At 51.4% G+C, this 25,846-nt stretch carries 24 protein-coding genes; 15 read left to right on the top strand and 9 right to left on the bottom strand.

From position 1 onward, the window contains the following. The first annotated feature begins 2 nt into the window (after positions 1 to 2). From AC6I8N_RS24525 to AC6I8N_RS24515, 3 genes are all read left to right on the top strand, one after another. Entirely contained in the window at positions 3 to 806 is an 804-nt protein-coding gene (locus tag AC6I8N_RS24525) for a lysozyme inhibitor LprI family protein (RefSeq protein ID WP_497831252.1), read from the top strand. Positions 807 to 1,138: 332 nt separating this feature from the next. After that, on the top strand, positions 1,139 to 2,113 hold the full coding sequence (locus AC6I8N_RS24520; RefSeq protein ID WP_497831251.1) for a DUF1852 domain-containing protein: 975 nt from the start codon (positions 1,139 to 1,141) through the stop codon (positions 2,111 to 2,113). A gap of 27 nt (positions 2,114 to 2,140) precedes the next feature. Next, positions 2,141 to 3,169 (top strand): methionine synthase, encoded by a 1,029-nt coding sequence (locus AC6I8N_RS24515; protein ID WP_497831250.1) that lies wholly within the window; start codon positions 2,141 to 2,143, stop codon positions 3,167 to 3,169. A gap of 169 nt (positions 3,170 to 3,338) precedes the next feature. Here AC6I8N_RS24515 and AC6I8N_RS24510 read toward each other — a convergent pair whose 3' ends face one another. Next, positions 3,339 to 5,585 (bottom strand): TonB-dependent siderophore receptor, encoded by a 2,247-nt coding sequence (locus AC6I8N_RS24510; RefSeq protein ID WP_497831249.1) that lies wholly within the window; start codon positions 5,583 to 5,585, stop codon positions 3,339 to 3,341. A 719-nt stretch (positions 5,586 to 6,304) separates the two neighbouring features. On the opposite strand from AC6I8N_RS24510, the gene AC6I8N_RS24505 reads away from it, so the two are divergent. The 4 genes from AC6I8N_RS24505 (at position 6,305) to AC6I8N_RS24490 (ending at position 8,152) form a co-directional block, all read left to right on the top strand. Continuing rightward, positions 6,305 to 6,574 carry a hypothetical protein gene (locus AC6I8N_RS24505; protein WP_036627298.1) on the top strand — a complete coding sequence of 90 codons (270 nt, stop codon included), beginning with the start codon at positions 6,305 to 6,307 and terminating at the stop codon, positions 6,572 to 6,574. A gap of 59 nt (positions 6,575 to 6,633) precedes the next feature. Further along, a complete protein-coding gene (locus AC6I8N_RS24500) occupies positions 6,634 to 7,089 on the top strand; it encodes an Exc2 family lipoprotein (RefSeq protein ID WP_497831248.1) in 456 nt (151 codons plus the stop codon). Positions 7,090 to 7,348: 259 nt separating this feature from the next. Next, a complete protein-coding gene (locus AC6I8N_RS24495) occupies positions 7,349 to 7,738 on the top strand; it encodes a hypothetical protein (RefSeq protein WP_497831247.1) in 390 nt (129 codons plus the stop codon). A gap of 39 nt (positions 7,739 to 7,777) precedes the next feature. Further along, positions 7,778 to 8,152 carry a hypothetical protein gene (locus AC6I8N_RS24490; RefSeq protein ID WP_497831246.1) on the top strand — a complete coding sequence of 125 codons (375 nt, stop codon included), beginning with the start codon at positions 7,778 to 7,780 and terminating at the stop codon, positions 8,150 to 8,152. A gap of 328 nt (positions 8,153 to 8,480) precedes the next feature. On the opposite strand, the gene AC6I8N_RS24485 is transcribed toward AC6I8N_RS24490, so the two are convergent. Then, positions 8,481 to 8,789 carry a cupin domain-containing protein gene (locus tag AC6I8N_RS24485; protein ID WP_497831245.1) on the bottom strand — a complete coding sequence of 103 codons (309 nt, stop codon included), beginning with the start codon at positions 8,787 to 8,789 and terminating at the stop codon, positions 8,481 to 8,483. A gap of 26 nt (positions 8,790 to 8,815) precedes the next feature. Further along, complete coding sequence (locus AC6I8N_RS24480; protein WP_497831244.1) at positions 8,816 to 9,715, bottom strand: LysR family transcriptional regulator; 900 nt, start codon at positions 9,713 to 9,715, stop codon at positions 8,816 to 8,818. A 253-nt stretch (positions 9,716 to 9,968) separates the two neighbouring features. On the opposite strand from AC6I8N_RS24480, the gene AC6I8N_RS24475 reads away from it, so the two are divergent. The 4 genes from AC6I8N_RS24475 to AC6I8N_RS24460 all read left to right on the top strand — a co-directional run bounded on the left by AC6I8N_RS24475 (position 9,969) and on the right by AC6I8N_RS24460 (position 14,496). Next, entirely contained in the window at positions 9,969 to 11,198 is a 1,230-nt protein-coding gene (locus tag AC6I8N_RS24475; RefSeq protein ID WP_036627292.1) for an MFS transporter, read from the top strand. Positions 11,199 to 11,215: 17 nt separating this feature from the next. Next, positions 11,216 to 12,289 (top strand): sugar phosphate isomerase/epimerase family protein, encoded by a 1,074-nt coding sequence (locus AC6I8N_RS24470; protein WP_497831243.1) that lies wholly within the window; start codon positions 11,216 to 11,218, stop codon positions 12,287 to 12,289. Then, entirely contained in the window at positions 12,282 to 13,430 is a 1,149-nt protein-coding gene (locus AC6I8N_RS24465; RefSeq protein ID WP_497831242.1) for a Gfo/Idh/MocA family protein, read from the top strand. Before AC6I8N_RS24470 ends, AC6I8N_RS24465 begins: the two co-directional genes overlap by 8 nt. A gap of 85 nt (positions 13,431 to 13,515) precedes the next feature. Beyond that, complete coding sequence (locus AC6I8N_RS24460; RefSeq protein WP_497831241.1) at positions 13,516 to 14,496, top strand: LacI family DNA-binding transcriptional regulator; 981 nt, start codon at positions 13,516 to 13,518, stop codon at positions 14,494 to 14,496. A 4-nt stretch (positions 14,497 to 14,500) separates the two neighbouring features. Here AC6I8N_RS24460 and AC6I8N_RS24455 read toward each other — a convergent pair whose 3' ends face one another. After that, positions 14,501 to 15,346 carry a sugar phosphate isomerase/epimerase family protein gene (locus AC6I8N_RS24455; protein WP_497831359.1) on the bottom strand — a complete coding sequence of 282 codons (846 nt, stop codon included), beginning with the start codon at positions 15,344 to 15,346 and terminating at the stop codon, positions 14,501 to 14,503. Positions 15,347 to 15,657: 311 nt separating this feature from the next. On the opposite strand from AC6I8N_RS24455, the gene AC6I8N_RS24450 reads away from it, so the two are divergent. Together AC6I8N_RS24450 and AC6I8N_RS24445 are read left to right on the top strand one after the other, a co-directional pair. Continuing rightward, a complete protein-coding gene (locus AC6I8N_RS24450) occupies positions 15,658 to 15,867 on the top strand; it encodes a DUF1471 domain-containing protein (RefSeq protein ID WP_021185584.1) in 210 nt (69 codons plus the stop codon). Positions 15,868 to 16,141: 274 nt separating this feature from the next. Further along, positions 16,142 to 16,351, top strand: a complete 210-nt coding sequence (locus AC6I8N_RS24445) for a hypothetical protein (RefSeq protein WP_497831240.1) — start codon at positions 16,142 to 16,144, stop codon at positions 16,349 to 16,351. A gap of 48 nt (positions 16,352 to 16,399) precedes the next feature. Here AC6I8N_RS24445 and AC6I8N_RS24440 read toward each other — a convergent pair whose 3' ends face one another. The 3 genes from AC6I8N_RS24440 to AC6I8N_RS24430 all read right to left on the bottom strand — a co-directional run bounded on the left by AC6I8N_RS24440 (position 16,400) and on the right by AC6I8N_RS24430 (position 20,666). Then, a complete protein-coding gene (locus AC6I8N_RS24440; protein WP_497831239.1) occupies positions 16,400 to 17,932 on the bottom strand; it encodes a DUF1593 domain-containing protein in 1,533 nt (510 codons plus the stop codon). Positions 17,933 to 18,035: 103 nt separating this feature from the next. Further along, on the bottom strand, positions 18,036 to 19,055 hold the full coding sequence (locus tag AC6I8N_RS24435; protein WP_497831238.1) for an ROK family protein: 1,020 nt from the start codon (positions 19,053 to 19,055) through the stop codon (positions 18,036 to 18,038). 66 nt (positions 19,056 to 19,121) lie between these two features. Further along, complete coding sequence (locus AC6I8N_RS24430) at positions 19,122 to 20,666, bottom strand: Fic family protein (RefSeq protein ID WP_497831237.1); 1,545 nt, start codon at positions 20,664 to 20,666, stop codon at positions 19,122 to 19,124. A gap of 252 nt (positions 20,667 to 20,918) precedes the next feature. Here AC6I8N_RS24430 and AC6I8N_RS24425 point away from each other — a divergent pair, with 252 nt between their 5' ends. Both AC6I8N_RS24425 and AC6I8N_RS24420 read left to right on the top strand, forming a co-directional pair. After that, the gene (locus AC6I8N_RS24425) at positions 20,919 to 23,375 is read left to right on the top strand and encodes a glycogen/starch/alpha-glucan phosphorylase (RefSeq protein WP_497831236.1); all 2,457 of its coding nucleotides are present in this window, start codon (positions 20,919 to 20,921) and stop codon (positions 23,373 to 23,375) included. Between the two features lie 114 nt (positions 23,376 to 23,489). Then, on the top strand, positions 23,490 to 24,140 hold the full coding sequence (locus AC6I8N_RS24420; protein ID WP_021185577.1) for a GntR family transcriptional regulator: 651 nt from the start codon (positions 23,490 to 23,492) through the stop codon (positions 24,138 to 24,140). A 41-nt stretch (positions 24,141 to 24,181) separates the two neighbouring features. Here the strand turns inward: AC6I8N_RS24420 and AC6I8N_RS24415 are convergent, their stop codons facing one another. Both AC6I8N_RS24415 and hydA read right to left on the bottom strand, forming a co-directional pair. Next, a complete protein-coding gene (locus AC6I8N_RS24415) occupies positions 24,182 to 24,400 on the bottom strand; it encodes an FmdB family zinc ribbon protein (protein WP_497831235.1) in 219 nt (72 codons plus the stop codon). Positions 24,401 to 24,409: 9 nt separating this feature from the next. Next, the gene (gene hydA / locus AC6I8N_RS24410; RefSeq protein ID WP_013512802.1) at positions 24,410 to 25,834 is read right to left on the bottom strand and encodes a dihydropyrimidinase; all 1,425 of its coding nucleotides are present in this window, start codon (positions 25,832 to 25,834) and stop codon (positions 24,410 to 24,412) included. Positions 25,835 to 25,846 lie beyond the last annotated feature (12 nt).

The raw sequence follows: 25,846 nt of genomic DNA, 5'->3' as shown, positions 1-25,846 counted from the left end.
TAATGATGAAAAAGAGAAACGTAATATTTATTGCAGTAGGCATTTTATGGCACATGCCGGGATACGCAGCTTCGTTTGATTGCAAAAAAGCCAGCAGTTACGCCGAATTGACTATCTGTTCCACACCGTCTTTATCTTCCCTCGACGATAAACTGAATGCGCTGTACCGCAAAGCATTAACAGAAAAAGCGGATCAAGCGGCGGTGATTAAAAAATCACAGCTATTGTGGCTAAAGAATGTCAGAAATAAAGCGACTACCGCTGCGCAACTTGATTCGGCTTATAACGGTCGTATCAACGACTTAGTGGCTGTACTGGGCGCGCATCCGCAACAAAAAACTGCTGATCAATCCGCTACGCCTGCCGTCCGTCAGCTAAGCCCGGCATCACCACCAGCACCAACACATCCTCAGCAAGTTGATGGTGGTGCCCCGCCGAGTTTTCCATCCCACACGGTTCCTGTAACAAAAGTATGTAAAGTGTCCATGCAGTATGGCCGTGGATTTAAGGACAAGTATCTCAGTGGCAAGAAAAATGATCCCTACACCATTAAAGTGACGGATTCCGGAGACCGATTTGTTATTCATTTCGACCAAAATTACGGGCTGGGCGATATGGACAGCGGTGAGATAAGTGCTCTGGGCCAGGATTACTTAAATATCAAGAAAGAAAGTGACGGCAGTACCTCCTACTACACGCGTCCTGCCAACGCTAAATTCTCCAGTTATCGACTCAAATCAGAAAGCAATAACGCAACACAGCTACAGGTGATCCTGTACGCTTGTAATGTTGCTGCGCCATCTTAAATCAAGTTATCGTTGCTCGTCAGGGCTGCTATCGCAGCCCTGACGAGCAAATGAACGCATTTGCCACGTCTGTCAGTTTCTGCATAACTCTATAATTTTTAAGGTTTTTTCTGCGCTATTCCTGATTGTTCACCTGATCATGAACATGACTCATGATGTATTGAAATTAAATCACTTTTCTCCATCCAAAGGCTCTGGCATAAAATATGCATTATCAACGTTAAGCCAGATAAAAAATACTGAATGAGAAAGCCCGCAAAGAAATTAGGTGACTTTCAAGCAACGAGACGACGTTTCAGTATTTATCTCAGAGATCAGGGTGCCGGATTGTGATGAATAAAAATCTTACATTTGCGATTAAGCGAATTTCTTTCGACGAAAATTACAACCCCTCAAAAAGTACGCGCGCAACAACTAACTTTGCTAATTTGGCCCGAGGAGCGAAACGCCAGGAGAACTTGCGTAACGCTTTAGTGATGATTGACAACCGTTTCAATTCTCTGGCGTATTGGGATAACCCCAATGGCGATCGTTACTCTGTTGAGCTTGAGATCATTTCTGCTGAGTTGAACATCGGCGTCGATGCGACCTTCCCGGCGATTGAAATACTCAAAACCAATATTATTGATAAGCAAACTAACGAGCGCATTGACGGGATAATAGGAAATAATTTCTCTTCTTATGTGCGTGATTATGACTTTAGTGTCGTGCTGCCTGCACACAATAAAAATCAATCCGAATTTAGCTTGCCGGATAATTTTGGTGATCTACATGGGCATATATTCAAGTCTTTCCTGAGTTCCGAGGCTTACAAACAGAATTTTAGTAAATCACCGGTTATTTGCCTGAGTGTTTCAAGTAAAAACGTCTATCGTCAGACTGGGAACCAGCACCCGGTGCTGGGCATCGAATATCAACAAGATGAACTGTCACTGACTGACCATTACTTTAATAAAATGGGGTTAGAGGCACGTTACTTTATGCCACCGAATAGTGTTGCACCTTTGGCTTTCTATTTTTCCGGCGATTTACTCAGTGATTACACCAACCTTGAGCTGATCAGCACCATCAGCACAATGGAGACGTTCCAAAAGATTTACCGGCCTGAAATTTACAATGCGAATTCTGCGGCAGGAAAATGCTACCAGCCAAGCCTGCAGCATCGGGATTATTCCTTAACGCAAATTGTTTATGATCGCGAAGAACGTAGCCAGTTGGCTATTGAACAGGGAAAGTTTACTGAGCAGCACTTTATCAAACCTTATCAAACTATTCTTGAGCAATGGTCTGCTGATTCCGTTCTTTGATTAACTGAAAGTACAAGGTCACCTGTGATGAAAAAATTATTACCTACATCGACTGCCGGCAGTTTACCCAAACCCTCTTGGCTGGCACAGCCTGAGACACTTTGGTCACCCTGGAAATTACAGGATGCGGAATTAATTGACGGCAAACTGGACGCGCTGCGTTTGTGTCTGGACGATCAACTTAGAGCCGGAATCGATATTGTCAGTGATGGTGAGCAAACACGCCAACATTTTGTCACGACCTTTATTGAGCATCTCAGCGGCGTTGATTTTGAGAAACGCGAGATCGTTAAAATTCGTAATCGCTATGAAGCGAGTGTACCGTCCGTTGTGGGTGAAGTTGCTCGTCAAAAGCCCGTATTTGTCGAAGATGCTAAATTTTTACGTCAACTAACCAGTCAACCGATCAAATGGGCCTTACCAGGTCCGATGACGATGATTGATACACTTTATGATGGACACTATAAAAGCCGTGAAAAACTCGCCTGGGAATTCGCCAAAATTCTTAACCAGGAAGCCAAAGAGTTAGAGGCGGCAGGTGTTGATATTATCCAGTTTGATGAACCTGCATTTAATGTCTTTTTTGATGAGGTGAATGACTGGGGGATTGCCGCTTTAGAAAGAGCCATCGAAGGGCTTAAATGTGAGACGGCTGTGCATATTTGCTACGGCTATGGCATCAAAGCCAATACCGATTGGAAAAAGACTCTGGGGAACGAGTGGCGCCAATATGAAGAGGTGTTCCCTAAACTGCAAACATCCAACATTGATATCATTTCCCTGGAATGTCACAACTCGCATGTTCCAATGGATCTGATTGAATTGATTCGCGGTAAAAAAGTGATGGTGGGGGCGATCGATGTGGCAACCCATACCATCGAGACCCCGGAAGAAGTCGCCGCTACGCTGCGCAAAGCGCTTCAGTTTGTCGACGCCGACAAACTCTATCCTTGCACCAACTGCGGCATGACGCCTTTACCTCGTCAGGTCGCCAGGGGCAAGCTGGAGGCGTTAAGCGCGGGTGCAGAAATCGTTCGAAAAGAGCTGCTGGGCTGACGCCAACCACGAGATCGTAGAGGCGCGATTAATCGCGCCTTTTTCGTCTTTAAAGCTCGTCAGTGGCGTACCCGCTCGTTTCAACGGAACCTGACCCACCACAAAATCCTCAAAGTGCTGTCTTGCCTCTTCATGAGGTACGGGGTTGAGGCTGGCCGCGCTATTTGCATCAGAAATGCATGCCAAGCTCCATATAGTAGGTACGGCCCGATTCATTATAAGTACGTGCCCCCGCGCCATAGGCGTAAGTGCCATTGGCACCCGATGTCAGGGCATTGCCCGCGCGGAAGTGGCGTTTATCTAACAGGTTATCAATACCCGCTGTGATATCGATATTCTTGTTGATGTTGTAAATCGCGCTCGCACCAAAAATCGCATAGGGGGAAACCTGCCATTTTTCACTGCCGGAGGTGTCTTCTCCCTGGGAATTATATTTGGGCGGTTTCTGGCGGCCATACCATGTCATGGTTCCCTGAACGCTGAGGGCGTTGCTGGCCTGCCAGTCCAGCGTTGAGTTGATGGTGTACTTCGGAATAATCGACAGATAATCGCCCGAGGTTTCGTTTTTATTGTCGATAATGTAAGTGAAGTTATTGTTCATCGTCAGACTTTCACTGATCGGGAAATTCAGCGTGCCTTCCAGTCCCTGAACAACAGATTTTGGTACGTTCTCCCATTTATAGATATTTGACGTGCCGTTGCTGTATTCCGGCGAGTAGCCTGCCTCAATTTTGTTGTGATAGTCGTTACGATACCAGGTCAACCCGGCCTGCACCCCTTCGTGATGGTACTCGATACCGATCTCTTTATTGACGCTGGTTTCGGCCTTGAGATCCTTATTTCCCTGCAAATAGCAGCTGGTGGAGCTGGCGTAACATCCGTTACCGCTACTGTAGAGCAGGTAGTTAGGGTTGGTCTGGTAGAGGTTAGGTGCTTTCCATGCACGGGCAATACCCATTTTCAGGGTAAAGTCATCCCCCAGATCCTGCGACAGGTTGAGTGAGGGGCTGATATTGCTGCCGGTATAGGTTTGATGATTGAAACGCAGTCCCGGTGTCAGACGGGTGGAGTCGGTCAGGTCGATATTATCTTCGCTGTAAACGCCATAAATGTCGGCAGAACTGTAGATGCTGCGCCCAGAACTGGAAACACCGGCAATCTCCGAGGTGTTGCTCAGGGTATTGGAGGTTGGATCTTTCATCGTCTGATGATTCATCTCTGCACCAAAGGTGATGGTCTGGCTGACCCACCAGTCGAAGGGGATATTCACCTCGGAATGCAGGTTGGTGTCATTCAGATCAATGGTAGAGAAGCCTTCATCGGTGGTGCTGAATAACCCCTCCAGCCCGCCGGACAGCCCTTCATTGAGTCGTTTATTTCGCGTTTTCTCGAACTGAATGTAGTTGTTGGTAGTAACGCCGTTATCCCAGGCACCGGTATATTTGAGGGAGAGGGTTTGACGGTAAATCACGTTGGTTTCTTTGCCGTAGTTTTCCTTTACCAGGGTGCTGCTGTTGGTGTTCTGCGTGTCACCGGCGTAAAGGTTGCCCTGGCGGCTATAACCCGCATTCAATTCCAGCGCCTGCATGGGCATAAACTCCCAGCGCAATACGCTATTAATGTTTTTATTGATCACCCCTTCACGGCCTGCCGGCACCATACCTGCGTATTTACCGCTACGCTCTGCTTCATGCCCGCTGTTAATATTCTGTGCGTCAGCCTGAGTTTTACTCCAGTTGCCATATAAGCGCATGGTCAGATTATCCGTCAGCGCACCGCTCAGACTGGCGTTATAACGTTTGGTAGCCCCTTCCGATTTGTGTTCTGGCACGTTGTAATAGGTGTTGAAATTACCATGCCACTCTTTTTCTGCCGGTTTGGTGATGATGTTGACCACGCCTCCCATCGCACCATTGCCATACAGCGCGGCCGCCGGGCCGCGAATAACCTCAATACGATCGATCATTTCTGGCGGCACCCAGTTGCTGTCGCCACGGGTATCTCGCTCACCACGCCAGCCATAGCGCACCGAGTTGCGGCTGCTGACCGGCATCCCGTCAACCAGAATCAGGGTGTTTTCGGGACCCATACCGCGAATATCAATCTGGCGGTTATTACCACGCTGGCCGCTATTGGAATTACCGGTGAGATTCACGCCGGGCATGGTGCGGATCAGTTCAGAAACATCACGCTGGATAGGGTGTTTTTTGATGGCTTCACTGTCGATGATGGAGACGCCAGGCGCTTGCAGGGTTTGCTCGCGGGCGGTGACGACCAGAGTATTGTCGTTACTGCTTTTCTTATCGCTGATCGCCAACTGGTCATTACTTTTTGTTCCGTCGGCAAATGCCAGTGAGGTTCCCAGGCTGCACGCAATCAGAGAAGCCAGTAGTGAATAGGGGTATGTCGTTTTCATAATGATATTTGTCACCTGTCCGTTGCCAACAATATAAATGAAAACGCGAACTATAATGATAATCATTACCCATTACAATGAAGGTTTTTTATTGATCGATGAACGCCTGGAATAGATTCTATCTCCTCATTATTCCGTTGGTTTATTGTTCGGGAGCAGTGGATGGTAAGGGGAATATACTGAACTGAAATAATTATTAACCGGGAGTAATGAGCAGCGGCATAATTATATTTTGAGAGGTCATGATTTTATTATTTCAGCAGCCAGAGACCAAATTAGTGCGGTGAGGTGACCGCGTTCGTGCTAACACCATAAACACATCAGATTTCATCATGATACATCTTCGCGCAAACGGACCATCCCTCTCATGTTGCCGCGACGGATATCAACAGATGTCGGCATCAGAAGTCTTGCCTGAGGTAGCCCAAACTCCGCCAGATAAAGCAACTACCAAATTTAGTAGTGACGATAATCACGGGTAGTTTTACAGTGCATACCGGGCCTCGCGGCCATTTTCTGCTAGTAGTAACGGTTGTCGGACACATAATCCAGTCTTAATTTGCCTTACGTAATATTTACAATTTCTTTTCGATATTCTTATTATGTGTCGTACCCCAGTGATTTCATAAAAAGCGTTGGACTGCAATGGTCCGAAAGCGCGAGACCTTTCGTTCAGCAGTTATTCATAACTATTGATCTTATCCAGGGGAAGGGAAGGAATGGGAATTTCACAGGCAAAACTGATTACTTTGCGTCGTATGCAAAGTGGCACTAAGCACCGGCTACGTGGTGATAAAGCCATAGGGCTGGAAATGAAATGTGATTTTGAAATTGAAATGTGCAAACGAAGGGATATTACCTGCCGAAGTTTGGCGTCATTGATGCGGTCGGGGCTGATTGAATTCATTGCCTCGCCCACGGATATGTCACGCTATTACGAGGTAAGACTAACGGAAGAGGGTGAAAGGGTGGTGAATGACAATCGATGAATTCACCTGACTGATCCCGGCCAGCACCTCGAGGTGCTGGTTTCAGCCCGACAGGGCTGATGATAAATCAATCGTTTTATGCAAAAGGAAGCTTTTTAATGAATGGAAACCTCCGCATTGTGAGTGTTGTCGCTTTATCTCTCCTGTTACTGAATGGTTGTGCGCAAATGGATACCAGCGCCAAACGGCATGCGACTAAATTCGTCTATAAAGTCGAAGATTCGGATCCCAATTTTGTGATGAACAAGGCTGACTCTATCCGCGTGGCGACGCCTTTTTTTGCCCAGTTCTGGCAACTGGGCAAAAAAGATCGTGCACAAGGTGTCTCCAGCGCCGATGCGCAGAAAAGAGTCAGCTATTTCCACAGCGATGAGTTCATAAAATCAATCAGTGGAACGTCGCACTTTGCCGGTAAAGAATATAAAGATGACGCCACGTTATCACCGCGCTGGCGCAACAATATGTCGGAGGCGATTGCACAAACCTATATGGACGGTTATCTCGGCATAGAATAACTGTCCGTATCTGACGGTGTCCGGCTATGCCGGTCACCCGCCATCCTGCTGAATATTCTCGGTAAATATTAAACATCAAAAAAATAATTTTTTCTTATATATTAGAGTGTTATCCGTGACATCTCTCGTCTGGTCATGAGTTTTTCAGGTTGGTTTTGTTTATATATGAAATGTATTTAAATAAGAAGCTTATCCTTTTCATAAGGAAATGGACCATATATAGAATTTGGATGGATTACTATTTGATAAAGGGATTTTCATGAATTGTCGTTGGGTTATCGCAGCCGGAGCGGTGGGTATCCATATTTCTTTAGGTTCAGTTTATGCCTGGAGTGTATTTAAAAAGCCTTTTATGGATGCCTTTGGCTGGAATGAGTTTGAAGCTGGGTTGCCATTTGGTCTGGCTATTTTTGTACTGGGGATGTCTGCTGCGGTCATGGGGCATGTTGTTGAACGACGTGGGCCGCGATTTTCGGGGTTTCTCGCCACGGGTTTATGGGGGGTCGGTCTGATGGGGGCCGGTGTAGCCTCCTCTGGCATGATATCGAACGATACGTTGCGCTTAGGTTTGTTACTGTTTTTTTGCCTGGTCGGTGGTTTTGGGCTGGGGACGGGGTATGTCACCCCGGTATCGATGTTGATGAAATAGTTTCCTGACCGGCGCGGTCTGGCAACGGGCCTCGCCATTATGGGCTTCGGCTTTGGGGCTTTTTTAGGCGGGCCGATTCTGAGTTTACTTATTGGCTCGGTAGGTATTGCTCAGACCTTTTTCCTACAGGCAATCAGTTACACGGCAATTATGTTGTTATCATCAGCCTGTCTGAAATTACTGCCTCCAGACTGGCAACCCGCGCGGAAAAAGGTGAAGCCCGGCAAAATACCGGCTCAGGGCGTGATGCCAATGACAGCCAATCAAGCGGTCCGTACTCGCTGTTTTTTAGGGTTGTGGCTGAGGATGTTTATAAATATCACCTGCGGTATTGCGTTAATTTGCGTCGCTTCTCCACTGGCTCAGGAAGCAACGGGTATATCAGCACTGGCAGCGGGTCGCTGGTTGGGATGACCGGGTTATTTAATGGGCTGGGGCGAATTGCGTGGGCATCTTTCTCCGATATTATTGGTCGTCCCAATACCTACATTATCTTTTTCGCTCTGCAAATTGTCGCGTTCTGGCTACAGCCCTCATTGAAGCACGTCTTACTGTTTGAAGCGGTTTTGCTGTTGATCATGACTTGCTATGGCGATGGTTTTTCCACGTTGCCTGCCTGTATTGGCGATATTTTTGGCTCCCGCCAGGTCAGTGCTATCCACGGATATGTGCTGACCGCCTGGGCGCTCGCAGGGCTGGTCGGATCGTCCGTATCCTCTCTGCTGCGACAAAGTACCGGCAGTTACGAGGCAATGATGCAGGTGTTTGTCTGGGGATTAGCGCTGTCATTTCTGGCCTGGTGTTTTGCCTCGGGAGGAATTTCGATGCCCTGCAACGCAGCGATTTCCTGCTTTTCACCTTCCAACTCCATGGTCAGCACGCCCTTCACGACAAAGAAAAATTGTCGGGATACGGCGTGGTAATGCCGCTTTTCCTCGGTATGCGGTGGCATTTTTTCGTGAATAACCAGCATGTCCTGGCGTTTGACCAGATACCATCCATCGCATCCTTCACCCCAGATGTAGTGCTCGGCATTATCTTTAGAAATCATCTGATCCTCTGGCCTGATTTAACGGTTCATAACGCGGTGGAAAACAACAATTCTCGCAACCAGCGATGTCCCGGATCGCGATGGGTGCGCTCATGCCAGGCGACGGATTTGGTAAAGCCTGGGATATCCAATGGCGGTGCCACGATTTTCAACCCGGCGGTGTTCAATGCCAGCCTGCGCGGTACCACGCTGATTAAATCACTCACGCGCAAGATTTCCGGCAGAACCAGAAAACTGCACACCGAGAGCGTTACCCGGCGAGAACGCCCCAGTGTCGCCAGTGCTTCATCGGTAACCCCATAAAAACTGCCTCCAACATACGACACCAACGCATGGTCCTGGGAGCAGAACTCATCTAATGACAGGACGCCGGATTGTGCCAGTGGATGATCGGCGCGCAGCAGGCACACATAATCTTCCGCATATATCGTTTTTGCGTGTAACTCGGGTGGGGTGGTTTCTGGGGTAATCAGCGCGACATCCACCGCGCCACGTTCAAACTGCATCGGCAATAGGTCGTTATTGACCGGGAGTACCGCCACACGGATGCCCGGTGCCTGCTGACGTAAGGCGGCCATAAACGGCACCACGACAGCGCGCAACGCATAATCTGTCGCGGCGACGTTGAGGGTCATCTCAGCGGTTGCCGGATCAAATTCACGCGGCTTCAGCAGCTCCCCAACTTCGGCAAGGATGTTTTTTACCGGCGTTGCCAGTTCAAGCGCACGCAAGGTGGGCACAATGCCACGCTGCGCGCGGGTGAATAACGGATCGTCAAAGCATTCACGTAACCGGGTAAGCATACCGCTGACGGCGGGCTGCGTCAGTGATAACCGCTCCGCAGCGCGCGTGACGCTGCGTTCATCCAACAGCGCATCGAGTGCTTTCAACAGGTTGAGATCCAGATTTCTGATATCGGTTTTCATGTTATTCACCTGGCGGGTGAGAAAAGATATTGCGAAAAACTATATCACGGGAAACAAACTTCGGTTCTCGTTATTTCACCGTTGGATCCTCAACGTTCCACCGGCGGCATTGATGCCGAGCGGGTCAGGTGCTGAAGCCGTCACATTTCCAATGTTTAAAAATGTGATCAACCTGCGATATATTTATTTTGTAATCGATTACTTTTCATTTCGTCGTGAATTGTAATCGATTACTTTTCTCTGTGAGGCTTATATGCTGTCTACAACACAAGATTCTGAAAACACAGCAGTCGCCCAGCGCATGCTGGTGCCACGCCTGTCATTGATGATGTTTCTGCAATTTTTTATCTGGGGAAGTTGGTCGGTCACCCTCGGATTAGTGATGACACAACACAATATGGCGTTACTGATTGGCGATGCGTTTTCCGCCGGACCGATTGCGTCGATTCTCTCCCCTTTCGTATTGGGGATGCTGGTGGACCGCTTCTTTCCGTCGCAGCGCGTGTTGGCGGTGATGCATCTGGCAGGGGCGGTGATTCTGTGGTTTGTCCCCCAGGCGATGATCGCCGAAAACGGCGCGCAGCTGATCGCGTTGTTGTTTGGTTACACGCTGTGCTACATGCCAACCCTGGCATTAACTAACAACATTGCTTTCCACAGCCTGGCGAGCAGTGAGAAGAGTTTTCCGGTGGTGCGCGTGTTTGGCACTATTGGTTGGATCGTCGCGGGTATTTTTATCGGTGTCACCGGCATTGCCGCCAGCACCACAATTTTCTCCGTGGCGGCGATTTGTTCGGTGATGCTGGCGGTTTATAGCCTGACGCTGCCGCACACCCCTGCGCCCGCTAAAGGTCTGCCGTTCAAAGTGCGGGATTTGTTCTGCGCTGACGCCTTTGCGCTGCTGAAAATTCGGCACTTCTTTATCTTTGCGTTGTGCGCCACGTTGATCTCGATTCCGCTCGGTACCTACTACGCCTATACCGCTTCCTGGTTATCTGACGCCGGGGTTGAGAATGTCAGCACCATCATGTCTTTCGGCCAGATGTCAGAAATCTTTTTCATGCTGGTGATCCCGTTGCTGTTCCGCCGACTGGGTGTGAAATACATGCTGCTGGTGGGGATGTGTGCCTGGTTCGTACGTTATGCGTTGTTTGCCTTGGGAATGGGGGAAGAGGGACGTGCCTTGATCTGGCTTGGCATTCTGCTGCACGGCGTCTGTTACGACTTCTTCTTTGTGGTGGGTTTTATCTACACCGACCGCGTTGCTGGCGAAAAAGTGAAAGGCCAGGCGCAAAGCATGGTGGTGATGTTTACCTACGGTATCGGCATGCTGCTCGGCTCGCAAATATCGGGTGCGCTGTATAACCACCTGGTCGCGGGTCAGGTATCGGCGCAAAGCTGGGCCCTGTTCTGGTGGATACCGGCGGTTGCCGCTGCCGTTATCGCTGTCATTTTCCTGTTTTCATTTAAATATCGTGATTGATGGTTTTGGAGGTGGTTGTGCAAACGTTAAAAGGTCCGGGTATTTTTCTGTCACAGTTTATTGGTGCCGGGGCACCTTACAACTCGCTGGAGGGATTGGCGCAGTGGGCTGCCGCGTTGGGGTACAAGGCGTTGCAGATCCCCTGTAATCATCCACATATTTTTGATCTCGCAAAGGCCGCGACCAGCCAGACCTATTGTGACGAGCTGATGGGTTCGCTGGCGCAATATGGTCTGGCGATCAGTGAATTATCCACCCACCTGGAGGGGCAGTTGATTGCCGTACATCCGGCACATGATGCGGCATTTGATGGTTTCGCCCCGCCGTCAGTACGTGGGAATGCGACCCAACGAACCGCATGGGCGACGGAACAGGTGAAACGGGCCGCCGCTGCATCGGCCAGGCTGGGATTAACGGCACATGCCACGTTTTCGGGGGCGCTGGCGTGGCCCTATCTTTATCCCTGGCCGCCACATAACCCGTTGTTGCTGGAGGAGGCATTTGCTGAACTGGCACGTCGCTGGCGACCCGTGTTGGATGTCTTTGATCAGCACGGCGTGGATGTGTGCTATGAACTGCATCCTGGGGAAGATCTGCATGATGGCATCACGTTCGAGCGTTTTCTGGCGGCGGTGAATAACCACCCCCGTTGCAATATTCTGTTCGATCCCAGCCATCTTCATCTGCAACATATTGATTATTTGCAATTTATCGATATCTACCATGCGCGCATCAAAGCCTTTCATGTGAAGGATGCTGAGTACTTACCCAACGGACGCAGCGGCGTATATGGCGGCTATCAACGCTGGATCGATCGCGCCGGACGTTTCCGCTCACCCGGCGATGGACAAATCAATTTCAAAAGCATTTTCAGCAAGCTGGCGCAGTACGACTACGACGGTTGGGCCGTGCTGGAGTGGGAATGCTGCCTGAAAGATGCCGATACCGGCGCGCGCGAGGGGGCAGAATTTATTCGTCAGCACATTATTCCGGTGGCGGATCGCGCGTTCGATGACTTTGCCGCAGGCAGTGACTCACGCGCCAGCGTTCGCGCTCAGCTTGGCCTGACGGGAGGTGTCGGAGATGATTAATGTTGGCATTATCGGTACCGGCTTTATCGGTCCGGCGCACATTGAAGCGCTGCGCCGACTCGGCAATGTTCAGGTGGTGGCGATTTGCGATAGCGACCAGGCGAGCGCTGAAGCGCGGGCGTCGCAGCTCAATGTTCCGAGTGCGTATAGCGATGTCGCGGCGTTTTTACGCCATCCCGGTTTGCAGGCAGTCCATAACTGCACGCCGAATCATCTGCATGCGGCGATCAATCGCCAGATTATTCAGGCGGGTAAACATGTGTTTTCAGAGAAGCCGTTGTGCATGACGCTGGAAGAGGCGGCTGAACTGGTGCGACTGGCGGATGAAGCGGGCGTGGTACACGGCGTCAGTTTTGTTTACCGTCAGTTTGCCCTGGTGCAACAGGCGGCCAGCATGTTGCGCCAGGGGGAGTTGGGCCGATTATTCGCGGCGCAGGGAAGTTATTTGCAGGATTGGATGCTGGAAGAAACCGATTATAACTGGCGTGTTGAGGCCGGGAAGGGAGGAGTGTCGCGCGCGGTAGCTGACATTGGTTCACACTGGTGCGACACCATTCAGTTCATTACCGGACGTAAAATTGTCGCGGTGCTGGCCGACCTGGCAATCGTCTGGCCGACACGCAAAGCCAATCTTAACGCGGTATCCACTTTCAGCGCCCGGCAGCAGCAAGCCTGCTATGAAGACCGCCCGGTGACTACCGAAGATATGGGATTCGTGCTGTTTCGCTTTGACGATGGCAGCAAGGGGTGTTTCAGCGTGTCGCAGGTTTCTGCCGGACGCAAAAATCGTCTCAACTTTGAGGTGAGCGGCAGTGCCGCCTCGCTGGCATGGGATCAGGAAACGCCGCAACAGTTATGGCTGGGTTACCGGCACCAGGCTAACCGGGTGCTCTCAGACGATCCATCCCTGATGAATGCCGACGTTGCCGGGCGGGCACGCTTTCCAGGCGGCCATATTGAGGGCTGGCCGGACGCATTCCGCGCCATGATGCAACAGTTCTATGCGGCGGTGCAGCAGGGAGGGATGCCTGCGGGCGGTACGGCAACGTTTGCCACTTTTGCTGACGGCGCGCAGGTGATGGCGATTGTTGATGCCATTGTGCAAAGCCATCAGCAACAGCGCTGGATGACGGTTGCGTGATGACGCGTAAGCCCGGTCGATGCCGGGCTTACGTATTTATGGTAGCCTGCATGCCATCAGTTTCTCAGCAGGAAATATTGCCAACATGTCCATCCAAAAAATCGCCAGGCTGGCGGGCGTTTCCGTTGCCACGGTTTCGCGTGTGCTGAACAACAGTGACACCGTAAAGGAAAAAAATCGGGTAAAAGTCCTGGAGGCAATCAAAGCGAGCAACTATCAACCGAACCTGTTGGCGCGTCAGTTGCGTACATCACGCAGTTCCATGGTGCTGGTTCTGGTTTCTGATATTTCCAATCCCTTTTGCGCTGAGTTGGTCAAAGGGATCGAGGAGCAGGCCGAGCAGAACGGCTACCGAATTTTACTGTGCAACTCAGGTTCAGATATCAATCGCTCGCGCTCCAGCCTGCAACTGCTCTCCGGCAAAATTGTGGATGGGGTCATCACCATGGATGCCATCACCACCCTGCCTGAATTAACCGAATTGATTGGCACCACTCCCTGGGTGCAGTGCGCCGAATATGCCGACGCCGGGAATGTTTCCTGTGTCGGCATCAGTGACATTGATGCTTCACGTCAACTGGTACGCTATCTGGCCGGGAAGGGCCGCCAGCGCATTGCACTGATTAATCACGATCTCAGCTACAAGTATGCCCAATTGCGTCAGCAGGGTTATCAGCAGGAACTGGCCTCGCTTCAACAGGATTGGCAGGCGATCACTTACGCCAGTGAACTGAGTTTTCATGCCGGTAAGGAGGCAATGGAAACGTTGTTGAAGCGCGAAACGCGACCGGATGCGGTGTTCGCCGTTTCCGATACGCTGGCTGCGGGGGCGATGTCAGCGATTGAGCAGGCAGGCCTGCGGGTGCCGCAGGATATCGCGGTGGCCGGTTTTGATGGCACGGAACTGGCGGAAATGGTTTCGCCGCCGCTAACCACCATCGTACAACCCTCACACGATATTGGTCGTAAAGCCTTTACCCTGCTGCTGGCGAAGATCGAAAACCCAGACTCCCCGCCGGAGAGAGTCATCATGGACTGGCACCTGGAAGTACGTGCCAGCGCCTGACAATTCACTGCGGCAGTGTTTCCAACGCCGCACGCAGATTCTGATGTGAAGTGGTGATGATCTGCCACGGATCTTTTGGCAGGTCGTGTTCAACGATAAACCACTTCACGCCGCTGGCTTTGGCGGCGGGTAAAATGGTTTTCCAGTCGAGCAGACCGTCACCCAGCGGTGCAAAATTCATTTCATCATCACGCACCCCGATGCCGGCGTTGTCTTTGGCGTGAAGAGCATAAATCCGCCCCGGATAGGCTTTCAGCAGGCGGGCAGGGTCCTGACCCCCGCGTGATACCCAGGCCGCATCCATTTCCAGCTTGAGGTTATCGCGTTGCGTATGGTTGAGGATGATCTCCAGAGCGGTGATGCCACCGTATTTTTTCATCTCAAAATTATGGTTGTGGTAGCCCAACTGGATGCCATCCTTGCGTAATTTTGCCCCCAGCTTATCCAGCTTTTGTGCGTACTCAATCCAGCCTTGTTGGCTAGCCGGACGGTCCTGCGGCTCAATCCACGGCACAACAATGGTGTGGTTGCCGATAGCCTTGTTAAACGCCACGGTCGGCTGGTAATCCTGTTCCAGCGCCGACAATTGTACATGCGCTGAGGTGACGGTGAGTTGATTGTCTTGCAGCAGCGATTTCATTTGTGTGGCATCTAATCCGTGCGTACCTACCAGTTCCACATGCTTAAATCCCGCTTTATGCGCCATCGCGAACTGTTCATCCGGGGTACCGACATTGCGCAGGGTGTACATTTGCAGCGCGATTTCATTTTCCACATCTGCCGCGCTGGCTTGCGGGATGGGAAGGACCAATGACGTCACCAGACCTGCCAAAACCATTAACTTTTTCATCATTTTTCATAACCTTATTTTTAAGTAATCGATTACAAAATACCTTAAAAGTAATCGATTACAATTGGCGGGAGGTGATTTTTTGGCCGGAAAGAGAAGAATATGAACCCCTTCGCAAAACGTTGATAAAGCGGTTGCTTTCCCCGGTTTATCAGCACTTAAGAGGTGGCGGGATGGTATATCAATTATTCAATTTTTTTGAATTCTTTCAGCAAAACCCTCCGCTGTTACTCCTCCGGTGAGAGGTCTATTCTCTCTCACATCGGGGCACAACACCCCACCACATATCAATAATCTCTGAGGAAATGACCATGAAATCTATCAAAACTTTCGTTGTAGTTGCCGCCCTGTCACTGGTTTCTTTCGGCAGCTTTGCACAAAGCATCACTGCATCCGCCTCAACGCTGGATGGTGCAGAAGCGAAAATCGCGGCGCAGGCAAAACAGGCGGGTGCCGCGTATAAAATTACCGGTGCCCGCGTGGATAACGGTGCTTACCTGTCAGCTGAACTGATCAAATAATTGTTGCTGCCCGGCACAGGCCGCCCACAGGGCGGCCTTTTTTGTATCGGCAGTCAGGCTTCCATATCAGCCATTCCTGTTCCCCAATCACTTCCCACTTGATCACGCAGGCGACCCGGTTAGCAATTTCTTTATCTCTATGAAAATAAAATATATTTTTAACCAATGCTTACAGTTCTGCCAGGTGATCTGCAAAATTGTTTATCATCTGTTGCGATGAAAAGCGCTACGCTGTCAGGCCATATCTTATTAAATTTCAGTGGACTAAATTTACATGTGTAAGCTTTCGATGCTGGTTGTAACGTTGGGCCTGCTATTATCCGCCACCACCCAGGTACAGGCAGCAGGGTGTCTGAAAGGTGCCGCTGCCGGGGCTGCGGTCGGGCACCTCAAGCATCATGCCATTCTTGGCGCTGCGGTTGGCTGTGTGGTGGGCCATCATCTGGCTAGCAAGAAGCAGGCAAACGCGGCAGAAAAACATTAATCAATTCGTCGCGGCGCGATAAATTGCGCCGCGACCCCATGCAACAGGCTACTTCGCGTCCACAATGATTCTGCGGTACGAGGTGAGAGAGGGTGTCCCACTATCGGTCACCGCCAAAATGACGTGTTCCGTACCCGGATTACGGATGGTTATCTCCGCCTGATTCCCGCTCTCTTTCGTCACCTGCAAAACCGGTGGGGCGCTCAGATAGTCTTCACCACGCACACCCTGTACTTGTTTGATGTCGATCTGCTGGGAAATGGCCGAGGTCGCTTCAGGATAGGCGAACCATTGGTAGCTGAGTTTATCGCCGTCAGGATCTTGCGTTCCTTTGGCATCCAGACGCAGGGTTTCGCCCACTTTGGCCTTGATAAACAGCGGTTGCTGGCCTGATGAACCATTTACCACCACCTGCGGATTATGGTTACTGTGCTGGAAGTCCTTGATGGTCCAGTCCATGCGTGCCGCAAAATCGTGCTGGAAGGCTGCACGCCAGCGCCAGATGGTGGCCTGATTGGAGGTGTATTGTTGACCATCGGCCCCAGTCACCGTATCCGCGCCATTCGGGTTGCCGGGGAAAAAGTCACCGCCACTGGTCCAGATCGGATGCGGTTCGTTTTGCGGCGTACGCACGATGTAACGCCCACCCCAGCCGCCCCAGCCAGGGTTCATTTCGCTGGCAAGTCCGTTACGGATCAATCCGAGAAATGCGGGGGTATCCCCTTCCATGATAAAGGCGTATTGCAGATAACCTTTGCCCATCGGTCCTTTGCTGCGGATGTTCTTGTCCAGCCAGGATTGCGACACGGTGGTGAAATCTGCGCCTGGGGCATTGCGGTAATAACGGTCGCCGCTAATTCCGGTCCAGGTCGCGCGCGCATAATCCTCACCTTTTTGACTGGAAGGATCAACGATGTAAGTGATCTGCGGGTAATGGACGCGAATCCAGTGCCCGGCATCATCCTGATCCGAGATGGAATAGACGATCAGGTTTTTCGTCAGCGCCGTTACCTTATCTGCCGGATGGCTGGCTGACAGATCGGTCAATGCCTGTGCCAGCGTGTTAGCGCCGCCCCACAGATTGATATACAGCGGGCGTTTACTGTCCGTCGAGCGTTCAATGGCTTTGACCAGCAATGCCGAACCCGCAGTCGATTTCCCGGCACCGACATCGGCCATGCCGTAAGCGGCTTGTCCGGCGGCGATCAACGCTTTCAGCGTAGCCGCACTCGGGTAATCCGGTTTATGTTTCAGCAGGTTAGGTTGCACCTCGGCATAATGTCCCACCACCCGTTCCATCATCTCCGGGCTGACTTTATTGCGCTGCCAGGTTGAGGTGGTGGCGACCAAACCTTCTATGTTCATTTCATTGCTGTACAGCAGAAAACGCGTGAGTGACATCTGGTCATCGGGTTCGTTACCGATATCGGATAAGACGAACACTCGTGGTTTGGTCTGGAATGGCACCGTTTTTGCGGCAATATCCTGAACGGTGTCTGCCGCAAGGGTGTTGAAAGGCGCGATCAAAACCGCCGCCAGGGTAAGTACCGGCAGGGCTATGTTGTTGTTATGACGTTTCATCTGTTTCCTGTGGGGTTGCCATTTAAAGATGGGCTTCCAACTTAGTTAACCAAGGAAACAAAGTAAAAAAAACGTTGGCGGAATGATGTTCAGATCACAAAAATCAGCCAATCAACGGAGTTATGGCATCCGAACTCAGTCGGACTAATCCTTTCATGCTGTAAAAACGTTGTGTCTTGAGGTAGCGCAACTGGATGGTGTTGATGTGCTGACTGGGATGGTTAGAAAGACGTTCGGCAATGTGCGGGATAAAGTTAGCAGGGACATCATCAAAGAATTCACCGGTCAGAATCACCTGCTTAATATTGTGTAACGGTGCCGTGCAGTGGATGGCAAAAAGCAGTGCGTCGATGCTGGAGGAAACCTGTTGATCATCGGGTTCACCGTTGAAAGAAAACGCTTTTTCTAGCCCTCCCGGATAAGGGAGATGCACAATTTCGGGATAGAAACCGTTATCGCCAAACACCGGTTTACCGTTGATATAGTAGCCAAAGCCGAGGCTACCCAATCCGGGCATCAACGCGATCCACGATCCCTTCAGCATCCCCGTTTTTGCCAGCATATAGCTGGAGCACCAGGCAATATTTACCACCGCAACACTCAAGGCCGTTGCCAGCATCAGTTGCGCTTTAAGCGGGATATCACGCTCAACAAACGCCGGGCACCATTTTACCACGCCGGTATCCTGCTCAATGCCGCCCTGTAGGGCAATCCCGATATGCTTCAGACGCGCAGCATCAATCCCGGCGGTTCGGCATAAGCGTGTCGCCAGATCCTGAACGTGGCTGATAAACCGCGCCAGCGTGACCGGCGCGTCAAACGTGATACCTGTTGCGGCCAGACTCAGTTCCCCGGTGTGGTAATCATTGATTGTCGCTTCCACCGTCAGCTCGCGCACCATGATATTGAGGCTGAAATATTGACGTTTGCGCACTGCCAGCAGTGTTCTGGGTCGTCCACCGCCCGAACTCAATTGTTCCGTCTGCTCAATGACCCCTTCTGCCAGTAAGGCATTGGTGAGTTTGGTGATGTAGGGACGTGTGACTTCAAGCTGCTCTGCCAGCGAAATACGCGATTCGGGAGCGCTGTGCAACATGTTCAGCAGTTCATGCCTGAAGTTCATAAGTTCCTCATAAAATGCCGTTGGCTATTGAAGAGTTCACTGTACGTTAAGGGCCATGTTTACACCTCACTCACCATTACTGGCAGAATTCCCTTCTTCAAAGGCCGAGCGAACTGCATTGATAATCCTTTCCGATCGGCCAGCATCTGCCAGGACGGGATATTGCTTTTGCAATTTGCCGGAAACCTGCCAACCGTTCTCTTTGAGCGAGCGAATAATACGGTTTGCATCCTGGTCCGGCATTTCCAGGATTTCTTTAAGCCTCTCCTGGGCTTGCTGGAAAATCACCAGCACTCTGGCTTCATCCGCCATTTCTTTGCGTACGGTGTGTTGTACGACGCGTGCGATATACAGGACGTGTTCAGTTAAATCCGGATAACGCCAGGCGAAGCGTGCATCTTCATAATCATCAAAATAGAAGTTACTGGGAGTGCCATCCTGATAAGTGACTAATTCACCAAATCGGTATGATGACGCATAGCGTTGCATAAACCGCTGTGAAAAGACGTCAAGTGTACGATCATATCCGGCGCGGAAATCCAGCGAGCTGGTGATGGTTGCGGATACCGGCAGGATCACGCCCTCCGGGATAGCCTTATCTCGTATTAGCGTATCATTAATGAGAAACCGATGAATTCGACCATTGCCATCGCGCATGGGATGGATATAAACAAAGCCGAATGCCAGAACTGCCGCGCGGGCCAACGGCTCAGCGCCACGCGTTGCTTCGTCGAAGGCATTAAGTCCTGTCATGAACTGTGGTACATCTTCGAACTGCGGAGCAACATAATGCACAATATCTTCACGCATCGTTGCCTGGCCAACAAATACGGGTGAACGACGCAGGCCTAGCCCAATAGCATCATGACCAAGTATCCCTTTTTGCAGGGTATGTAAACTGGCATCACTCAGGGGGGCGTTAATACGACCACAGTATTGAGCGATAACATGTGCAAAACGCTGGATACGGTCGGCCTGATCGGCTTCCTTTTCAATCAGAAAGCTGGCCCGTGACTCTTTAAATGTTAACCAGCTGGCGGTGCGCAGCAGAATGTCGGCACCAAATGAGTTATCCAGCTCTTTCAGCGCACTGCTCAGATCAAACTGCAATGCCTCCTGGACCGTTGCTGTGCGGCGCACCAGGGGACAGAATAGGGAAGTTCCCGGCAGATTATTATTGATCCTCCAACGCTGCACCCGTTGAACTGCTGTCCGGGTAAGATAATGCTTTGGCGAGATCACATCGACATAGCTACCATTACTGACATCTGGCACATCCAGCCGTTGCCCGGTAAGCCATTCATACAGGAATCCAGTACGCCTGGCATACTGGCCAAAAGGCTCCTGTCGGCACCAGGCTTCAATTGGCTCAGGACCGACGACCGCAAACAGACGGGCAAAAAACTCCAGATGGATCTCTTCGTACTTCAAACCGAATTCGAAGTGACCTGCGAAGTCATCGGCAGGCTGGTAACTCGGCGGATATCGGTTCTCTATATAGCCACTACGCTCATGGCTGGTACGAACTGTTCCAATAAATGACTCAACACGCAGAGGTTGTGCCAATTCGATGTCATACTTTTCGGCGAGAACCACTAAACCTATACGCATTGCCCAAATCCCCTAACAACACCGCGAAAACGATAACGATATCTCAATTTAGCGCGAAAAGGGTAACAGGAAAAAAAATTCACTAATAAAAGTGGCTATTTCAACGAAAACGTTAACATTCTTGTCCTTCGCTTCGGTTGCCTACCTTCAGCTTGTTGACTAAGGTGATTACTAGCATCGCTACCCAGCTGGATGCCGTTCACCAACAAGGCATCAGGGGTGCTGATGTGTATGCCAACGCGAGGCAAAAACATGCAAGACGTCACCCCAACTCCCGCCACAGACCCTGATTTTCAAAACGATGTTGTCCGAAACCTGATTTGCCGCCAGGCGCGCTATCCGGATATCGCCACGCCGCAGGACTGGTATATGGCGCTGGCTTTCACCGTCAAAGATCGCATGCTGGAAAGCTGGGCAGCGTCGACCAAAACCTATGTGGAACATCATGTGAAGGTTGCCTGTTACTTGTCGGCAGAGTTTCTCATCGGGCCACAGCTTGGCTGTAACCTGTTGAGTCTCGGCCTTGAAGATGAGGCACGAGCAGCGATGCGTGCGCTCGGACAAGATCTTGATGCGTTGCTGGCGCTGGAGGAGGAGCCGGGGTTGGGTAACGGTGGTTTGGGTCGGCTGGCGGCATGTTATCTTGATTCGCTGGCGACGCTGGAGATTCCGGCCATCGGCTACGGTATTCGCTACGAGTTTGGCATTTTCGATCAGGATATCGTCGATGGCTGGCAGGTTGAGCGTACTGACAAATGGCTGAAAATGGGCACGCCGTGGGAAATTGTTCGGCCGGACGTTAGCTTTTACGTTTGCTTTGGCGGGTACACGCAAATGCAAACCGATGCCCAGGGTCGGTTGCGTGTGCAATGGATACCGGCCCGTCAGGTAAAAGGCGTGGCATACGATGTGCCGATCCAGGGATATCGCGTCAATACCTGCAATCTGTTGCGGCTATGGAAGAGTGAAGCGGTCGAGTCTTTTGATTTTGAGGACTTCAACGCCGGTGATTATTATCAGGCGGTGGAGGAGAAAGTCGTTTCAGAAACCCTGTCAAAAGTACTTTATCCCAATGACGAACCGGATGTGGGTAAACGGCTACGCCTTGCCCAGCAATACTTTTTTGTTTCCTGCTCGTTGCAGGACATGCTGCGGCTGATGGATATCAGCCATATGCCCCTTGTGCAATTTGCTGAGCGTTTCGCCGCGCAGTTAAACGATACGCATCCCTCTATCGCTGTGGCGGAACTGATGCGCCTGCTGGTGGATGAACGCCAGATGGCATGGGATGACGCCTGGTCAATCACCCTGAATACCTTCGCTTATACCAATCACACCTTATTGCCCGAGGCGCTGGAGACCTGGGGCTTGCCGTTAATGCAAAATCTGCTGCCCCGGCTGCTGGAAATCATCTATGAAATCAACCGACGCTTTCTGGAAGAGGTGCGTAACGCTTTTCCTGGTGATGAGGCACGCGTCGCACGGATGTCATTGATCGATGAACAGGGCGAGAAAAAAGTGCGGATGGCCCATCTGGCCTCGGTGGGCAGCCATGCGGTTAACGGCGTGGCTGCGCTGCATTCTGAACTGCTCCGGCAAACGGTGCTGCGTGATTTTGCCGACATGTATCCGAAGCGATTTCTAAATGTCACCAATGGGGTGACGCCACGGCGCTTTCTGATGCTGAGTAATCCCGGTCTGGCGAGTTTGCTTGATGAAACCCTGGGTGCTGGCTGGCGCAGTGACCTGACCCGGCTTGAAGCGCTGAGTGACTATGCTGATGACATCGCCTTTCAGCAGGACTGGCGCGCCATTCGCCTCAACAACAAGGCGGCGCTGGCTGGACGTATCAGCCAATTAGTCGGCGTCAGGATTGCGCCTGAGATGATGTTCGATATTCAGGTGAAACGTATTCATGAGTACAAGCGCCAACACCTTAATGCGCTGTATATGATCTGTCTGTATCGTCGTTTAGTTCGCCATCCTGACCAGCAAGCAGCTCCGCGCTGTTTTATCTTCGGCGGGAAAGCGGCACCAGGTTATTGGATGGCAAAATTGATGATTCGCCTGATTACCGGTATTGCCGAAGTCGTCAATCGTGACCCGGTGATAGGAGGACGGATGAAGGTGGTGTTTTATCCGGACTTTAATGTTAAGAACGGCCATTTAATCTATCCGGCAGCAGATCTGTCCGAGCAGATTTCAACCGCAGGCAAAGAAGCCTCAGGAACCGGCAACATGAAGTTCATGATGAATGGCGCGTTGACTATCGGCACGCTGGATGGTGCTAATGTGGAAATTCGGCAGCAGGTGGGTGGGGATAATTTTTTCGTTTTTGGTATGACCGCACAACAGGTGGAGGCGCTGAAACGCACCGGGTATCGTCCTGGGGATTATGTCCAGGTCAATGATGAGCTGCGTGATGCGATCGATCAGATCGCCGCAGGGCGATTCTCACGCGGGGACAAAGCGTTGTTCGCCCCTCTACTCGATAATTTGCTTAATTATGATCCATTTTTGGTACTGGCTGATTATGCCGACTATGCAGCCTGTCAGGAGCGTGTCAGTGAGGCATGGCAGGATCAGCGCCATTGGACGAAAATGTCAATACTCAACTGTGCCCGTTCCGGTATCTTTTCTTCAGACCGCGCCATCGGCGAATATTGTCAGCATATCTGGCAAACGCAAAAACCGGCACCCCGTTTGTAACACCAGGCAAGATAAATCGCCGGGCAGGCCGTGCTAATTCTCAGACTTTACTCCTTTTTTCAATCGTACACGTATTGTATACTTTCCAGTAAATGTCTTAATGGTGAGTAGCAAGTGACCTCAGTAAAACAAGCCTCAGCAGAGAAGTTAGGTGAACTGGCCTATCAGACACTGCGTCGTATGATCCTGGAGAAAACCCTGCGTAGTGGTGGGGCGGTGGTTGAAGGACGACTGGTTGAAGAACTCAATATTTCCCGTACGCCATTGCGTGAAGCGTTGTTGCGGCTCGAAGGCGAGGGATTGCTGGTCAGGTCGAGCGCCCGTTCCTATTCCGTGCGCTTTATCAGCGCTCAGGAATATTTTCAGATCATGAAAGTGCGTGAGCTGCTGGAAACCGAAGCCATTGCGTTGTCCATCAACAAGATAGAACCTGATGTGATTAATCAGCTTGCCGACCAGGTGCAGTCCTTGTCGCCGGGCCAACCGGAACAAGCCTACTGGGATGTTGACGATACCGTGCACACGCTGTTCGCGCAGCACTCGGGTAATGCGGTGCTGGCGCGGATGATTGAACAGGCGCGCACCCAGAGTCGAATGTTCGAGTTGATCACGCCATTCAACCGCATCGAAGAAGATCGTGAAGAACATCTGGCGATTCTCAATGCGTGGAAAAGTGGCGATGCTGCGGCGGCCAGCCAGGCGGTGAGAACGCATATCAGAAACCTGTCAGCCTTTGTGTTGAAACGGATCACCGAAGGCAATTAATCGCCGCAAGGGTATGCGTCAACCGCATACCCTTCAGCCACTTACTTAATGACGCCGGGACAGCAGGGGCAACCCTCAACATGCAACGGGTTGCGCACCTCCACGCCAGGTTTGCTGCGCAGCAACACCGGTTGAAAACTGACCTTCCGTTCGGCGTTTTTCTGGCAGATTGGGCAGGGCGCGGGTTCATCGCGCGCTGCCACAGAACGGCGCAACTCAAATGCGCCGCAGTCTGAACAGAGATAATCATAGTAAGGCATTGCGCTCTCCTACCATTTACCCACTTCACCACGCGGGATAAAGCGTCCCTGGCCGGTTTTGCCTACCCATTGGTCATCACTCACCAGTAGCTCGCCGCGCAGCAGCACTTTCTTCACTTTGCCCTGCACCTGATGCCCTTCAAACAGCGTGAAATCTACATCGCTGTGTTGTGTTGCAGCGCTGATGGTGTGTTTTTCGTTGGGATCAAAGATGACGATATCGGCATCGCTACCCACCGCGATGGTGCCCTTTTGCGGGAACAGACCGAACAGCTTGGCCGGGGCGGTGGACATCAGCTCGACAAAGCGGTTAAGCGAAATACGGCCACTGCGCACGCCGCCGTCATACACCACCGTCATACGGGTTTCGACGCCGGGCACGCCGTTAGGAATTTTGGAGAAATCGTTGGCACCCAGCGGTTTCTGATTAATTTTCCCTAAATGGCCTTCCTTCATGCAGTACGGGCAATGGTCGGTAGAAATCAGTTGCAGGTCATCGGTTTTCAGCGCCGTCCACAGCGCGTTTTGCGCTTCTTTCGAGCGCAGCGGCGGGCTCATCACGAAGCGTGCACCATCAAAGCTGTCGGATTCGTCGCTGTCAGCGTAAGACGACTCATCAAAGAACAGATAATGCGGGCAGGTTTCGGCGAATACCGGGATGCCGAGGTCGCGCGCTTCCACCACATGTTTCAACGCTTCTTTTGCCGAAAGATGGACAAAGTAGACCGGCGCTTCCGCCAGTTCCGCCAGCTTAATGCCGCGATGGGTCGCTTCCCCTTCCAGCAGTGCGGGGCGTGTCAGGGCATGATGGCGTGGCGAGGTGTGGCCCTGTGCCAGCGCTTCCTGAATCAGCAATTCGACGATGGTGCCGTTTTCTGCGTGCAGTGCCACCATGCCGCCATGCTGGCCGACCATGCGCATCGCCTGGAAAATAGCCGCATCATCGGACATCACCGTGCCGGGATACGCCATAAACATCTTGAAGCTGGAAACGCCTTCATGACGGATGGCGTAGCGCATATCCTCCAGTACCTGCTTATCCACCTCGGTAATGATGACGTGAAAGCCATAATCGATGCTGGCCACGTTATCCGCTTTGGATTGCGCGCGCTCGATGGCCTGCAACGGGCTGGTGCCGTGATTCTGCAAGGCAAAATCGATAATGGTGGTGGTGCCACCATAGGCTGCCGAACGGGTGCCCGATTTAAAGTTATCTGCGGTCACTGACGGGCCAAAGGTGTTTTCCATATGGGTATGGCAATCAACCCCACCGGGGAACAGCAGCATGCCACTGGCTTCAATCACCTGGCAGTTAGCGCCAGGTTGCAGATTCAGTCCGATACTGACGATTTTTTCATTCTCGATCAGAATGTCGGCGTGATAATCGTCCACCGCCGTGATAATCCGCCCACCGCGAATCAGGGTACTGGTCATGTTAGTCTCCGC

It is taken from the genome of Pantoea sp. X-Soil-TKNS-1279 (genome assembly GCF_059730565.1).
This window is presented reverse-complemented; position numbering and strand designations above follow the sequence as displayed.